Source organism: Nocardia sp. NPDC004604, assembly GCF_040609795.1.
In the GTDB taxonomy this organism is placed as follows: Bacteria; Actinomycetota; Actinomycetes; order Mycobacteriales; family Mycobacteriaceae; genus Nocardia.
Map to the genome: position 1 here is coordinate 1 of NZ_JBEXLC010000119.1, position 13,432 is coordinate 13,432.

General features: G+C 64.0%; 18 protein-coding genes. 12 read left to right on the top strand and 6 right to left on the bottom strand.

Annotated elements, in window-relative coordinates; translation table 11 throughout:
* The 3 genes from ABZW16_RS32440 to ABZW16_RS32450 all read right to left on the bottom strand — a co-directional run.
* The coding region (locus tag ABZW16_RS32440) for a hypothetical protein (protein WP_354959904.1) at nt 1-932 on the bottom strand (932 nt) is incomplete at its 3' end.
* A 2-nt stretch (nt 933-934) separates the two neighbouring features.
* On the bottom strand, nt 935-1,234 hold the full coding sequence (locus ABZW16_RS32445) for a WXG100 family type VII secretion target (RefSeq protein ID WP_354959905.1): 300 nt from the start codon (nt 1,232-1,234) through the stop codon (nt 935-937).
* Nucleotides 1,231-1,551, bottom strand: a complete 321-nt coding sequence (locus ABZW16_RS32450) for a type VII secretion target (RefSeq protein WP_354959906.1) — start codon at nt 1,549-1,551, stop codon at nt 1,231-1,233. The genes ABZW16_RS32445 and ABZW16_RS32450 overlap by 4 nt, the downstream gene beginning before the upstream one ends.
* A gap of 580 nt (nt 1,552-2,131) precedes the next feature.
* Here ABZW16_RS32450 and ABZW16_RS32455 point away from each other — a divergent pair.
* Nucleotides 2,132-2,413 carry a hypothetical protein gene (locus ABZW16_RS32455; RefSeq protein ID WP_354959907.1) on the top strand — a complete coding sequence of 94 codons (282 nt, stop codon included), beginning with the start codon at nt 2,132-2,134 and terminating at the stop codon, nt 2,411-2,413.
* A 4-nt stretch (nt 2,414-2,417) separates the two neighbouring features.
* On the opposite strand, the gene ABZW16_RS32460 is transcribed toward ABZW16_RS32455, so the two are convergent.
* Nucleotides 2,418-3,032, bottom strand: a complete 615-nt coding sequence (locus ABZW16_RS32460; protein WP_354959908.1) for a DUF305 domain-containing protein — start codon at nt 3,030-3,032, stop codon at nt 2,418-2,420.
* Nucleotides 3,022-4,509 (bottom strand): hypothetical protein, encoded by a 1,488-nt coding sequence (locus ABZW16_RS32465; RefSeq protein WP_354959937.1) that lies wholly within the window; start codon nt 4,507-4,509, stop codon nt 3,022-3,024. Before ABZW16_RS32465 ends, ABZW16_RS32460 begins: the two co-directional genes overlap by 11 nt.
* A gap of 279 nt (nt 4,510-4,788) precedes the next feature.
* Between ABZW16_RS32465 and ABZW16_RS32470 the strand changes: the two genes are divergently transcribed.
* The gene (locus ABZW16_RS32470) at nt 4,789-5,349 is read left to right on the top strand and encodes an AAA family ATPase (RefSeq protein WP_354959909.1); all 561 of its coding nucleotides are present in this window, start codon (nt 4,789-4,791) and stop codon (nt 5,347-5,349) included.
* Here ABZW16_RS32470 and ABZW16_RS32475 read toward each other — a convergent pair.
* Entirely contained in the window at nt 5,334-5,843 is a 510-nt protein-coding gene (locus ABZW16_RS32475) for a cupin domain-containing protein (protein ID WP_354959910.1), read from the bottom strand. The two genes, ABZW16_RS32470 and ABZW16_RS32475, sit on opposite strands and share 16 nt — an antisense overlap.
* Nucleotides 5,844-6,269: 426 nt before the next feature.
* On the opposite strand from ABZW16_RS32475, the gene ABZW16_RS32480 reads away from it, so the two are divergent.
* The 10 genes from ABZW16_RS32480 to ectB all read left to right on the top strand — a co-directional run bounded on the left by ABZW16_RS32480 (nt 6,270) and on the right by ectB (nt 13,431).
* Nucleotides 6,270-6,515 carry a CsbD family protein gene (locus ABZW16_RS32480; protein ID WP_354959911.1) on the top strand — a complete coding sequence of 82 codons (246 nt, stop codon included), beginning with the start codon at nt 6,270-6,272 and terminating at the stop codon, nt 6,513-6,515.
* Between the two features lie 289 nt (nt 6,516-6,804).
* Nucleotides 6,805-7,305: a DUF6328 family protein gene (locus ABZW16_RS32485; RefSeq protein WP_354959912.1), complete on the top strand. Its 501-nt coding sequence runs from the start codon at nt 6,805-6,807 to the stop codon at nt 7,303-7,305.
* Between the two features lie 214 nt (nt 7,306-7,519).
* Nucleotides 7,520-7,918, top strand: a complete 399-nt coding sequence (locus ABZW16_RS32490) for an STAS domain-containing protein (protein WP_354959913.1) — start codon at nt 7,520-7,522, stop codon at nt 7,916-7,918.
* Nucleotides 7,919-7,986: 68 nt separating this feature from the next.
* Nucleotides 7,987-8,670 carry a PAS and ANTAR domain-containing protein gene (locus tag ABZW16_RS32495; RefSeq protein ID WP_354959914.1) on the top strand — a complete coding sequence of 228 codons (684 nt, stop codon included), beginning with the start codon at nt 7,987-7,989 and terminating at the stop codon, nt 8,668-8,670.
* A 113-nt stretch (nt 8,671-8,783) separates the two neighbouring features.
* Entirely contained in the window at nt 8,784-9,215 is a 432-nt protein-coding gene (locus ABZW16_RS32500; RefSeq protein ID WP_354959915.1) for an anti-sigma factor, read from the top strand.
* Entirely contained in the window at nt 9,205-9,990 is a 786-nt protein-coding gene (locus ABZW16_RS32505) for an RNA polymerase sigma factor SigF (RefSeq protein ID WP_354959916.1), read from the top strand. Before ABZW16_RS32500 ends, ABZW16_RS32505 begins: the two co-directional genes overlap by 11 nt.
* Nucleotides 9,991-10,114: 124 nt before the next feature.
* Nucleotides 10,115-10,513, top strand: a complete 399-nt coding sequence (locus ABZW16_RS32510) for a hypothetical protein (protein ID WP_354959917.1) — start codon at nt 10,115-10,117, stop codon at nt 10,511-10,513.
* A gap of 227 nt (nt 10,514-10,740) precedes the next feature.
* Entirely contained in the window at nt 10,741-11,451 is a 711-nt protein-coding gene (locus ABZW16_RS32515; RefSeq protein ID WP_354959918.1) for a response regulator transcription factor, read from the top strand.
* 130 nt (nt 11,452-11,581) lie between these two features.
* Complete coding sequence (gene ectA / locus ABZW16_RS32520; protein WP_354959919.1) at nt 11,582-12,166, top strand: diaminobutyrate acetyltransferase; 585 nt, start codon at nt 11,582-11,584, stop codon at nt 12,164-12,166.
* On the top strand, nt 12,163-13,431 hold the full coding sequence (ectB, locus tag ABZW16_RS32525; RefSeq protein ID WP_354959920.1) for a diaminobutyrate--2-oxoglutarate transaminase: 1,269 nt from the start codon (nt 12,163-12,165) through the stop codon (nt 13,429-13,431). Before ectA ends, ectB begins: the two co-directional genes overlap by 4 nt.
* Nucleotide 13,432: the final 1 nt, after the last annotated feature.

Consider the following 13,432-nt stretch of genomic DNA (forward strand, 5'->3'; position numbering starts at 1 on the left):
GTCACGGCCGCGGTGGCGGTGGCAGCTGCGAGACCAACGATCCTTATGAGTTTGCTGCCGGTATAGGCAGCACGTATGGCGTTGATGCAGTTGACGACGATGCCGCCGATTGCACCCCCTGCCGCAACGAGAGAGCCGCCAAAGCTGATCGCGGCCAGCGCCAAGCCGCCCAGCACCGCGACTCCGACAGAGGCGACCGCTACGTTGATATTCGACTCGAAGCTCTTTCGCGCGGCGACGGTTTCCGTGTGGTACTCGCCGACGAGGCCAGCGAGAGTCGCCGAGCCCGTGTTGATCTGTTTGGCGCTGTTGGCAAGTGCGTCGAGCTTTTCGTAGATCGGTGGGAGGTTCGTTTTGTCGTTGATCTTGTCGAAAAGGCCCTTGATTGTGGCGATCTGCGCTTCCGCGCCGGTGATGGTCTGATGAGCGGAGAACGTCTTCCAGGCATTGGACGCCTTCTCGAGCTTGCCGACATCACCGTTGGGGAGCTTGCCGAATTCTTCACCGATCTTCTCGACCAGCTTGTTGTAGAACTCCGCAATGCCGTCGTCGTGCTTGTCGACTCCGTTCCCGTTGTTACCGACTGATGAAGGGATAACCACCTTGTACTCGGACATGGCGTGGACGGTGGGTCGGTCGGGTGCGGGGTTGGTTTTGCCGCGGATACCGTAGTTGTAACCGGTCGCGTATAGAACGTAGCCGTAGTTGGTCAACGCATCGGCAAGGTTGGTACAGGCCTGCATCGTATCCCGCGCAACGACGTCGTACTTCTCGCCCCACTGCTTGCAGCCGTTGGCATCCCCAGCCATGCCCGCGCACTCGTTCTTGACCGCGTCGTGCAAGGGCTTGTCGGCTTGCCGTATCGCCACGGCAAGATCGTGGCATTGCTTGGCGGCTTGATAATAGACCTGCCAATCGACGACGAGCGTCATTATTATCCCCCGTTGAGCATCTTGCTGTTGAGTTCGATTGCGTGCGTGTAATCTCCGTGTGCCTGCTTGGCGGCATCGCTCATATCGCGGACGCTTTCTACGAACTCTCTTGCACCCGTTATCCATTCACGGTGTGCCGCCGCATAGGCCTCGGCGGCAACACCCTCCCAACCGGTACCCACCAAAGTCGTCACCCGATTATCGATTTCGTCGAGATGTTCTGCGACAAATCCCGACAGGCCCGAGAGGCGGGCCACAATATCGTCGAGGCGGTCGAGGTCGACCGAGAACTCAGAACTCATGGCAGATCCAAACTCGAGGTGTTCAATGCTGCGGCGTGACTCTTGTCGGGGGCCTGATAGGTCTCCGCGGTGACCCCGAGCTTCTCCGCCATCTCGGTCAACGCGGTCGTGATCTGGCTGCCCCCGTCCCGGACCTCGGCCCAGCCGTTGGAGAACTCGGTTGCGTAATCACCAGTCCAGCTGCCGTCGGTCAGCGAGGCGACATCCTTCGAGGTGGAGTCCAGAGCGTTCCGCAGTGCTTCGGCCAACTCGTAGACGTACTTGCCTACCTCACGAACCTTCTCCGGTACCACCGAAAGATTTTGGCTAGACGCCATACTGCCCCCCCCGTGGTCATCACGCGATCCTAGCCGATGACCACGGGGAGCCGGTCCGGCCCGGGGCTGGGATGGCCATGGCGACCGGCGGTGTTTCGGCAGAGCCGGTGTTGCGAGCCTACCGGGCCATGCCTGCGTGCGAGTCACCGGCGAGATCGGCTTTGGCGGTGAGTCCGCCTCGCGATTAACCAATTTCGTGATCGGCCGGTTCATAGCCCGCAGACGGAGTCGGAGCGGGCGCTGACCGTGTGTGCTGGTATACCAGCACGATGTCTCGAATATGTCGTTATCCCCCTGGGGGTTTCGGCAGATCCTGAATATTCATCAGTGCAGCCCAGTAGTCGTCTCGAAGCGCGTCCCACAGGTCGTCGTGCTTGGAGAGTAAATCCCGAGCGGCGGCCAGATCGGGATACGGATCGAACATGACCGTTCCGGGTTGCGCTCCCGGAAGCGGTGTGCGCGAGGGCAGGCGGCACGCGGTGAAGGACTTTTAAGTGAATTGCGCACGTAAGATGCGGGCCGAGATCCCTGCCAACTGCCACACGACAACCTTGCGTCCCCGGACGAAGTGACGGCGTTCATGGACCGACTGACCTTCAGCAATGAACCGGTCCCGCCGGACAAGGCGCCGCCGCCGCTCGCCCCCGGTGACGACATCGTGGTGACCAGTTCCATTCGCATGCCGCTGGAACTGCACACCCGGGTCAAGCAGTTGGCCGATGCCCGAGGCATCGGCATGTCGACGCTGATCCGCGAGTGGATGGAGGCCGCCATCGCCGAACTCGATGGCGATCAGCTGATCTCCCGCGCCGATGCGGTGCGGGCGCTGTCCCGACTGCACCCGATACACCGCGCGAGCTGACAGGTCAGGGGAACGGCAGGGGCTGGCCTTGCCGGGCGGTCAATAGTGCTGTCATCTCGCCGATTTCATTGCCCTGCTCGTTGACCATCTCGAGCGCCGCCCGCGTGACCGCCGGGGCAGAGCCGGTATTGAAGGCGGTCTGCGCCATCGCCACACCGCCACGGTGATGGCGAATCATCAACTGTAGGAACACGACTTCGGCCGCCGTACTGTGCAACCCGGCGAGCTGGGTGATCTCGGCAGTGGATGCCAGCCCAGGCATGGGGGCGCCGTGGCCGCCGTGCTCATGACCCATCCAGTGCATCGGCTGATCGGTGCTCAGCGGTAGGTCGAACAGTTGCAGCCAGCCGCGCAGCTGGGCGATTTCGGCGGTCTGCGCCAACACGATCCGCTCCGCTACGCCGCGAATCTGCGGTCCCGCGTCGGCGGGCAGCGTTCGCGCGAGCAGTACCGCCTGCTCGTGATGGACCGACATGTCCTGGGCGAAGCCGATATCCACGGTCGACAGCGGTCCGGCGCCTGCGTCATCGCGCGGTCGATGTGCCCAAAACCCCACCGCCGCACCGACTATCAGGCAAATGACGGCCACCGCGGCGAATCGGAGGCGTTTACGAGCCAACGGTGGACTCCTGATCGGCGGGCGGTGTGTAGACCCCGTTATCCAGCCGCAGCACCATGAATCCGTTATCGGTGCAGGTGGTCCAGATCTGGTCACCATGGAACATCGGCGGCGACAGGCACCAATCCGAGCTGATATCGCCGCCGAACATCATGCCCGAGCGCGGGCCGAATATGGTGGCGGGATCGAGTTTGCCGTTGACGAGTTCGCGGGCCAGCGGGACGTAATTCCAGACCGGAGCGCCGATCACGGCGGTGTCGGCGTGCACCGAATTCACCAGCTGCCCTTGCCTGCCCGTCTGCGCAGGCGGGTTGTAATAGGCGATTTCGCGGATATCGCCGGGATCGCGCACATCGAAGACGCGAATGCCCGAGGCGATCCAACTGCATGCCAGCGCGGTCGGATCCGCGGGCCGATCGGCCACGCAATAGTGCGCGTCGTAGGAGAAGATTCCGTTGCCGGTCGCCGATTGGGCGTGCTCGCCGAGGTTCGCGGGCATATTGATCTCGAGTTTGATCGTCGCGACTTTCCTGGCATCTGCCGGATCGGCGACGTCGATCAATTTCACACCGCCGGAACCGGCTTCGTCGCCGGTGAAGATATACGGCCTGCCGTCGTAGGTAACCGGAACCGACTGCTGGTCGAAGTACCCGTCGGCCCAGTGATACGTCGCAATCTGCGGCACCACCGGATAGGGATCCCGGCGCTGGATCGCACTGATGTCGAGGATATTGATCCCGTTCTGGATGGAGAAGTACATGGTGTTGCCGTCCGGGCTGATGCCGAAACCGTGTGCGGTCAGCGATTGCAGTCCGTGCCAGATCACCCGCGGATTCGCCGGATCGCTCACATCTATGGCGGTGAGCAGCCCCGGGCTCGTGCTGGAGGCCCAGTAGGTACTGCCATCGGGGGAGAAGCCGCCCTCGTGCGACAGGAATGGCAACGGCATTGTCAGATCGGTGCCGGGACCGGGATTGAGCAGCACCGGGTGTGCGCAGTCGGAGATGTCGTAGATGGAGAAGTACGCGGTACCGGTGGTGATCGGAACGGCGGTCGCGGCCAATAGCTTCCGCGCGGTATTGACCTTTAAGGTCTCCCAGGTTCCGCCTAGCATCGCGGGCTCGTTCAGCGTCGCGGTGTGCACCGGATGGGCCGGATCGGAAACATCGAGGACGTGTACGCCCGGCGCTGCACCATCGAGCAGGTTCCCGGGAAAGAATGTGCCCGTATACGAGCAATGGTCGTAGGTCGGCGACAGAATCCCGCCTCCCTGCTGCTGCAACCCGCCGACGAAGGAAATATTGCACCGATACCCCTCGGTGCTGCGCCCACTGGCCCGATCCGCCGCCGGAACATCGCCCTGCAACCCGGTCTCCGGCAGCGATCCGGCCCCGCACTCCGCCTTCGGGACCGCCGACTGTGCGATATCGGTCCAGGTGTATATCCCGGCCCGAGCGGGCGCGGGCAATCCGATCATGGTGAACGAAATAATAAGTGCCGCAACAGCACCCAGCATCGGCAGTCGTGGCATCCAACCCCTCCGAACATTCCGCAAAACGTCCGCACCACCATCTGGTCAGCCCCACCCGGAGCGCGGGCTTAGAACACGTTACAACTCGACGTGTCGCCACAGGCCCGTTTCCGCCGATCCCCTCGGCTATCCGGCAGACAACACGCCGCCGCCCGAGGTGGGATGAGTGTCGCGGTCGCACTCGATGCCGAAAATGGCTGGCGCCCGGGTGCGAACATGGCAGGTATGGAATCGGCCGTTTACCTGATCACCGGCATTCAAGCCGCTGGGAAGTCGACCGTCGCCCAGGCGCTGGCGCAGCGGTTGCCGCGATCGGCGCATGTGCGCGGGGATACGTTCCGGCGCTTCATTATCGGCGGTCGGGCGGAAATGAGCCCCGAACCGTCGGCGGCGGCCTCGGACCAACTGCGGCTGCGCCATGCGCTGGCCGCGCATACCGCCGACGGGTACGCGGCCGCCGGGTTCACCGCGATCATCCAGGATGTCGTGCTCGGGGAATTCCTGCCGTGGACCATCGAGCTGATCAAGACTCGGCCGCTGTACGTGGTGGTACTCGTGCCGACACCGGCCGCTGTCGAGGCTCGGGAGGCCGGCCGGGGCAAGGCTGCCTATGACGGCTTCACGGTCGAGAGCCTGGACCAGGTCCTGCGGGCGCAGACGCCGCGCATCGGATTATGGTTGGACACTTCCGATCTCACGGTCGAGCAGACCGTCGACCAGATTCTCGAGCAGGCTCGCCCCCTCGATGACGCGGGTGGTTCGGCCCAATATCACCCGATCGGGTGATTGGTCAGCGGCGTCAACTGGTGGATGTCGTGGCGCATGCGCAGTTCGGCGATCTCCTCGGGGTCCGGTGGTCCGCCCGCGCCCAGTAGGTCGGTCAGTTCCTGGAGATACAACTCGTGTCCGGACGGGGAGACCAGGAACAGCATGCGCGCGGTCTGCTTGCCGGGGTTGAAGAATGCGTGTGGGCAGCCCGCGGGCACATGCATGAAACTGCCGGGCCCGCCGCGGAATACGGTCGCCCCGCCCTCGGCCTCCCAGGTGCGCCAGTCACCGACGGGCTGGGACTTCGGATGGAAAGCGAGCAGATCGAGTTCGCCGTCCAGCACGAAGAACACCTCCTCGGCATGGCCGTGCCAGTGCGCACCAACATCGAAACCCGGTGGCACCTCGGCCTCGAAGGTCGACCAGATATCGGAGCGCTCGGCACCGACCTTCAGCGTCATGGTCTGCAGTCGTCGCCCCGCACCTGGCGGCAGCAGAAGCCCATCGGTCATGGTTCCTCGCAGAATTATCGGGCCCCGGTCGGCATCCGGGGCCGAGCCGAATATGGTCGACCGACCATGTAAATGATGGTAGCCGGGACGACGGGAATCGGTCCTGGTAGCGATATTGCTACGCAAGAACTTGCTATGCGCCGCCGCGTTCGATAACGATGCAGGTCGCGCGACAGTGTGGGCGATTCGGTGGCCGGTATCTCGCTGCCGCGGGTCCCGCGCACATACAGCAAGCCCGCCCAAACCGCTGGACACTGCGGTATTGGGGCAATGATTCAGTCCGTCGGACACCAACTAGCTAAGGCGTCCGACCGGCGTGCGGAATTTCCGATCTGCCATGAAAATCGAGAGTTTCGGTTCAACCGGCCGATCGCGGGTATGCGACCCAATGTCCACCTGATAGCCGATATTTCGGAGGTAGATATCGTGTCCGAACACAAGAGCGGTCCCCGCGAAGGGCTCGAAGGCGTCGTCGAAGGCGCCAAGGGCAAGATCAAGGAGGCGGCTGGCGCGGTCTTCGGAAACGACGATCTGCGGGACGAGGGCAGATCCCAGCAGGACAAGGCGGAATCACAGCGTGCGGCGGCCAAAAAGGAAGCGGCCGCAGAGAAGGAGCGGGCCGAAGCCGAGTTGGAGGAACTACGCCAGCGCGCTTACCAGCAGGGGCAGTAGCTATCCGTAATTGCTGTACCTGATAGGCGAAATGGGTTGCCGGACAATATGTTCGGCAACCCATTTCGCTGTGCCATGAGAACTTCCCCGCCTATTTCGGCACCAAGATGCCGGTTGGGTCGGCTTTGCGAATGGGTGGATCGGCCGGCGCCGTGCACATCGGTTCTATTGCGGCGATCGATCACGGCGGCGTCACGATCGGCATACCCGGGTGCCACTCACCGAATCAGTGACCGCACCGGGCAAGATCGCCGTGTGTATGCCCGCGCGGTGCGGGTATGCGCCACCTGTGACCGCCGGTGACCAGAACTGGGACCGTCAAACCAGGCAGGAGACCGAAACCCAGCGGCTGGACCGCAATTGGGCCAGCCTGATCCAAGAGTTGCGGGTGGTCCAGACCGGCGTGCAATTCCTCATCGGAGCGCTGCTGATCCTCCCGTTCCAGGCCGGATTCGCCCCCTTGTCGCAGCCGATGCGACTGCTCTACCTCGCCACGATGGCCGCGGCGATGGGTGCGACGGTCTTCCTGGTTGCGCCGGTGGCATGGCATCGAATCCTGTTCCGGCGGCACCGGCTCGGCAATGTCGTCGCCGCAGCGCACCGCTGCGCCATGGCCGGGATCGCGCTGCTCGGACTCGCGCTGACCGGTGCGACGGTGCTGGTGACGGAGACCGTCGCGGGACCGGTACCGGGAGTGGTGTCGGGTGTGGTGGTCGCAGTGCTGTTCGCGGTTGCCTGGGTGCTCGCGCCGTGGCGCTGGCGCAATGTCGGCGACCGATCGGATGGTTGAACCGGGGTGAGCGACCGTGCCAGACTATTGAGAGGTTGAGACTACAGCCGACCCCGGTCCGACACACGACACACCATGCGGGACCGGCCAGCGGGAGCTGGCGTAGCGACCCTGACGAAGGCGACTACCGACGCGGCGTAACGATCCAGCCGCGTTACCGCCACCTCCCGCCGACCTGTCGCGCAGGATCGGGCATCCCTCTGGGAGGTTTGATATGTCCGCCGTTCTTCAGTACCGATCGGACGGTCAACACCGGGCCGGATTGCGGCCGCGGAGTCGGTTCTGGGCGCAACGGATGGACCGCCGCAGACAATGCGTGGTCATCCGCGCCGAGGGTGAACTCGATGCGGCCGCACTCCCGGAATTCCGCGCGATGCTCGAGCGGGCGGTGACCACCCGCTGTCATGCCGTCATCCTGGACCTACGCGCCACCAGATTCCTGAGTATCCGCGCTGCGGCCGCCATCGGCGCGATCACCCACCGAGCCGCACGCGGCGGTCCGAATGTCCGGGTCGTGTCAGGTCGCCGTGAGGTCGACCGCGTGCTCGCCGTCACCGGCGTACGCGCCATATGCTGCGATTTTCCGTCGATGCGCGCGGCGCTCGACACCTGATATGGCCTTAAGTCCCTGGTCTGGCCGATATCCGGCGTTCAGCGCTGGCACGCTCCATACTTGCGGCTGTGACAGAGAGTCGACCGGTTTCGCCCGAGGACGCGCGGGCGTTGGGCCGGGTTATCGGCGCGGGTAAACCGCAGCGTATCGGGACCTTCCACTTCTGGTTCGGCGATCAGCGGTGGGAGTGGTCCGATGAGGTCGCACTGCTGCACGGATACGAGCCGGGAACGGTGCAACCGACTACCGAGCTGCTGCTCTCGCACAAACATCCCGAGGATCGCGCACAGGTGGCCGACACCCTGGCCAAATCCATCGAGACCGCGCGGCCGTTCTCGAGTCGGCATCGGATCGTCGATACCGCGGGCCAGGTGCACCACGTCATCGTGGTCGCCGATCAGATGCTCGACGAGATGGATTCGGTGATCGGAACCTCCGGGTACTACATCGACCTCACCGCCGCGCTCGACGAGCGTCAGCAGGAGACCCTGGACGATGCGCTGCCAGAGCTGTACGAGGCACGGGCGGTGATCGAGCAGGCCAAGGGCGCGCTGATGCTGGTCTACGGCCTCAACCCCGACCAGGCCTTCCGGATGCTGAGCTGGCGCTCCCAGGAGACCAATATCAAGCTGCGGACACTGGCCGTGCGATTGGTCGCCGATCTGAGCTCGCTGACCGATTCGGTGGCCGATCTGCGCACGAAATTCGACCATCTGCTGTTGACTGCGCATGAACGGATCGAGGCGGACTGATTCGAATCCCCACCGGTTGCGATGTTTCGATCGTGGTCGGCCGGGTACGTCGCGAATGGTCCCCGACCCGAAGGCAGGTTCCGGTCGGCTCGGAGGAATAGGTGGTGATGGGCATGGGGGAGTGGAGTTCCCAGTCCGCTGCAGAGAAGACAACGACGATCGGGGTTCGCGTCCCCGCCCAGCTCGAGCAGCTGACCATGCTGCGCGCGCTCGCCGAAACCGTTGCGCTGATTGCGGATTTCGCGATCGATGAGGTGGTCGATATCCGGCTCGCACTCGACGAGGTGGCCACCTCCCTGATCCTGGACGCGGCGCCGGGCTCCACGCTGGACTGCGACTTCACCTACAGCGACAGCGAGATGTTCGTGCACGTCGCCTCGGTGGCGGTATCGGAGTCGGTGGTCGGTCAAGCCGGATTCGGCTGGCATATCGTTCGCACGCTGACGCAGTCGATCGCCGCGGTGCAGGAGCCCTACGACAGTTCGGTCTCCGGCTATCCGACGATCGTCGACTTCAGCTGGGCGCGAGGTAGCGATGGCGGCTGAGTCGAGAGCACACCGCGACAGCTACGATAATATCGAGCCACTGTTCGAGAAGATCGCCGCCCTGGACAAGGCCGATCCCCGTCGAGAAGCGTTGCGGGAGGAGCTGATCGGCCGGTGCCTGCCGCTGGCCGAACATATTGCGCGCAAGTTCTCCGGGCGCGGCGAGAACTTCGACGACCTGCTACAGGTCGCCCGCTTGGGGCTGGTCCAGGCCGCGGATAGATTCGATGTGACCCGCGGTTCCTCGTTCCTGTCGTTCGCGGTGCCGACCATCATGGGCGAGGTGCGCCGACATTTCCGGGACAACACCTGGGCGGTGCGCGTGCCGCGGCGCACCAAGGAGATCCAGCTCAATATCGGCCCCACCGTCGAGGCGATGGCGCAGCGGCTCGGCCGCTTGCCGAAGGCCCGCGAGATCGCCGCTGAGCTGTCGGTGGATCTGGTCGAGGTCACCCAGGCGCTCATCGCGGGCAATGCCTACCAGTCCAGCTCCATCGACGCGGTGGTCGGCGATGACATCGAGAACGCGCCCCTGCCGCTGCTGGACAGTCTCGGCTCGGAGGAGCCCAGCTACCAGTACGTGGAGGACTACCTCGCGGTCCGGCCGCTGATCGAGGACCTGCCGGAGCGGGAACGGCAGGTGCTCATCATGCGTTTTTTCGAGGCCAGGACCCAGTCCCAGATCGCCGAGCAGCTGGGCGTCTCGCAGATGCACGTCTCCCGGATACTGTCCAGAACGCTCGGCAAGCTGCGCGATCAAGCGCTGCGCGATTAGCTTGTTGGGAAGATGTTGTCGCCCAATGTGTTTCGTTGTGATCGGATCCACTGTTTGCCCGAGGTTAGGTGCGGGTACGCGTCAGATAGCCGGACAAACGATGCCGACGCGCAAGGAGGTCGTCATGAACGATCAGCGACGACCGGGCACCCGAGAGCAATACGCGGGACCGGGGGTTTCGAGTTCGCTGAAGAAACCGCCGGAGTCGATCTCGCGCGCCGAGAATTCGCAACAGGCCGGTCGCATCCTCGTCACCCGCAATCATGATGTGATCCGGCGTTGGGCCGAGCAGCGCGGCGCCCGCCCGGCCACCATGCCGGGTAGCGAATACGACGGTCGCCTCGGCGTACTGCGTTTCGACTTTCCCGGCTACGGCGGCGCGGTGCTGCGCGCGGTCGGCTGGGACGAATGGTTTGCCACCTTCGACGCGCGACGGCTCATGTTCCGCTATCAGGAGCGCCGGGCCGACGGCGGGCCCAGCAATTTCAACCGGCTGGAGCAGTCCCAGCGCGATGACTGGTGACTCGGTCATTGTGACCGAGATCACTCTCAATTTGCGCAAACGGGTCCGTGCCTCCAGGGTGGAGTAGCCGGACGCTAACCGAGTGCTCGTGACCTGCCGTTTACCGAATGGCTGCTGCGGGTACTTCTGAAGTTGGCAAAGGTGCTCGAAGGCGGACTGTCGCGTCGGTTATGGGTACGCGAGTCTCCGCGTCGCGTCGCGTCCGCGTGGCTGCAAGGGATGAGGGCTTGACCGCAAACCTGATGATCGTTGACGACGACGAAGTGGTCCGGGGCGCGCTGCGCACGGCGATGGAGGATGAGGGTTACGACGTCGCCGAGGCGCACGAGGCCGAGGACGCACTGACCTATCTGCGCAGCAATGGCGTCCCCGATGTGATGATCGTGGAGCTGATGCTCGGCGATATGGACGGCTTCGATTGCATCCGGGAGATCCGGCGCGAACACGACGTGCCGATCATCGTGGTGAGCTCCCGCGACGATACTCACGATGTGGTGGCCGCCTTGGAGGCGGGCGCCGACGACTATGTCACCAAGCCGTTCGAGATCAAGGAGATCTCTGCCCGCATGCGCGCGCTGCGCCGCCGCGCCCGACTCACCATGGAACGGGAAGCGCCGCGGGAGGCTGTCCTCGATGCGCATCCGGACGCACCACTGGTGCTCGATCGCGACGGTGGCGCGGTGCGCCGCGGCGAGGACGAAATCCGGCTCACCATTACCGAATTCAAATTGCTCTGCGAACTCGCAGAGTCGCCGGGCCGGGTGCTCAGCCGCTCGATATTGCTCGAAAGAGTTTGGGACGACGGCTTTTTCGGCGATGAGCGGATCGTCGATGTACATATGCGCCGCCTGCGCACCAAGATCGAGCGCGATGCCTCCGATCCACACATCGTGGTTACCGTGCGCGGACTTGGGTATCGGCTCGATCCGCAGCGCTGAAACATCGAAAAGTGTGACCTAGCCTGCAGTTGTGATCTTTTCGTAACACAACCGCAAAGAGATCGACCGGTTCACCTCAAAGTTGCTCCGCAAGCCTGGATGAGTACTGCAGACCCGACCAGGGAGACGTATGTCACTGCACACCTTGTCCACCGCAACGATTGATCCATCGGTCACCGAATACCCTTCGGCCGTACCGATTTCGGCGCCACACGCGCAGCCGGTACTGCGCCAACCACGAGTCGGTGACGCGGCCGAGATCTGGCGTATTGCCAAGGATTCGCGGGTCCTCGACACCAATTCCAGCTACGCCTACCTGCTGTGGTGTCGCGATTTCGCCGGCACCTCGGTAGTCGCCGAAGTGGGCGGCCGGGTCGTCGGATTCGTGATCGGCTACCTGCGCCCGCAGGCGCCGGAGACTGTCTTCGTGTGGCAGGTGGCGGTCGAGCGCGAACAGCAGGGACGCGGTCTTGGTGCCGCACTGCTGGAGAAGCTGCTCGACACCGTTGCGGCCGCAGGTGTTTCCGCACTGGAGACGACGATCGCGCCGGACAATCCGGCCTCGATCGCGATGTTCGGTTCGGTCGCGCGCCGACGGGCCGCGCGAATGACCAAGCGCTCCCTATTCGATTCCGATCTCTTCCCGGACAGCCACGCTGACGAGGACCTCTATCTGATCGCCCCTACCGTCCGAAAGCAGGAGGATCGCCGTTGATTACCGCCGAGACGACCATTTTCGAAGAGCTCGAGTCCAATGTCCGCGGATATTGCCGGGCCTGGCCGACGGTGTTCACCACCGCGTCGGGTACCTGGTTGCGCGCCGAGGACGGCAAGGAGTACCTCGACTTCTTCGCCGGTGCGGGGGCGTTGAACTACGGTCACAACAACCCGGTGCTCAAGCGGCCGCTGCTGGAGTACATCGCCGGTGACGGGATCACGCACGGACTGGATATGTCGACCGTGGCCAAGCGGCGACTGCTGGAAACGTTGCGCGACACCGTTTTCGCGCCGCGCGGCCTGGACTACAAGGTCCAGTTCCCCGGACCGACCGGCGCCAATGCCGTTGAGGCCGCGTTGAAGTTGGCCCGCAAGGTCACCGGACGCGAGACGATCATCAGCTTCACCAACGCTTTTCACGGCATGTCGCTGGGCGCGCTGTCGGTGACCGGCAATGCCGCCAAGCGTGCGGGCGCTGGTGTGCCGCTGGTCCATGCCGCGCATATGCCCTATGACGGCTACTTCGACAACACCACCGCCGATTTCCAGTGGATGGAGCGGGTCCTCGACGACACCTCCTCCGGTTTCGACCGGCCCGCCGCGGTGATCGTGGAGACGGTCCAGGGTGAGGGTGGGGTCAATGTCGCACGACCGGAGTGGCTGCGGCATCTGGCCGAATTGTGCACGGCCCGTGGCATTCTGCTGATCGTCGACGATGTGCAGATGGGCTGCGGCCGGACCGGGCCGTTCTTCTCCTTCGAAATCGCTGGTATCACCCCCGATATCGTGACGCTGTCGAAGTCCATCGGCGGCTATGGGTTGCCGATGGCGCTGGTGCTGTTCAAACCGGATCTCGACCAGTGGGCACCGGGCGAGCACAACGGCACTTTCCGCGGCAATAACCCGGCCTTCATCACCGCGCAGACCGCGCTGGAGCACTTCTGGTCCGATGGTGCGCTGCAGGCCTCGACCGAGGCGAAGGGGCAGCGCATCGGAGCGGCACTGACCCAGGTGGCCGAGTACTTCCCCGGTATTTCGACGCGGGGTCGCGGACTGGTGCACGGCATCGTCTTCGACGATCCCTCACAGGCGGGCAAGGTCTGCCAGATCGCCTTCGAGCGCGGGCTGCTGGTCGAGACCTCCGGTTCGCTGGACGAAGTGGTGAAGCTATTGCCGCCGTTGACCGTCACCGATGACGAGATCGAGCACGGTCTGCGCCTGCTGACCGGCGCGATCGGCACCGTCTGCGGACAGGAGCGCTGAG

What these genes read in the sequence shown, in the direction of transcription:
- ABZW16_RS32445 (WP_354959905.1), bottom strand. Translation starts at nt 1,234, where the DNA reads ATGAGTTCTGAGTTCTCGGTCGACCTCGACCGCCTCGACGATATTGTG.
- ABZW16_RS32450 (WP_354959906.1), bottom strand. Translation starts at nt 1,551, where the DNA reads ATGGCGTCTAGCCAAAATCTTTCGGTGGTACCGGAGAAGGTTCGTGAG.
- ABZW16_RS32455 (WP_354959907.1), top strand. Translation starts at nt 2,132, where the DNA reads ATGGACCGACTGACCTTCAGCAATGAACCGGTCCCGCCGGACAAGGCG.
- ABZW16_RS32465 (WP_354959937.1), bottom strand. Translation starts at nt 4,509, where the DNA reads ATGATCGGATTGCCCGCGCCCGCTCGGGCCGGGATATACACCTGGACC.
- ABZW16_RS32470 (WP_354959909.1), top strand. Translation starts at nt 4,789, where the DNA reads ATGGAATCGGCCGTTTACCTGATCACCGGCATTCAAGCCGCTGGGAAG.
- ABZW16_RS32475 (WP_354959910.1), bottom strand. Translation starts at nt 5,843, where the DNA reads ATGACCGATGGGCTTCTGCTGCCGCCAGGTGCGGGGCGACGACTGCAG.
- ABZW16_RS32490 (WP_354959913.1), top strand. Translation starts at nt 7,520, where the DNA reads ATGTCCGCCGTTCTTCAGTACCGATCGGACGGTCAACACCGGGCCGGA.
- ABZW16_RS32500 (WP_354959915.1), top strand. Translation starts at nt 8,784, where the DNA reads ATGGGGGAGTGGAGTTCCCAGTCCGCTGCAGAGAAGACAACGACGATC.
- ABZW16_RS32505 (WP_354959916.1), top strand. Translation starts at nt 9,205, where the DNA reads ATGGCGGCTGAGTCGAGAGCACACCGCGACAGCTACGATAATATCGAG.
- ABZW16_RS32510 (WP_354959917.1), top strand. Translation starts at nt 10,115, where the DNA reads ATGAACGATCAGCGACGACCGGGCACCCGAGAGCAATACGCGGGACCG.
- ectA (WP_354959919.1), top strand. Translation starts at nt 11,582, where the DNA reads ATGTCACTGCACACCTTGTCCACCGCAACGATTGATCCATCGGTCACC.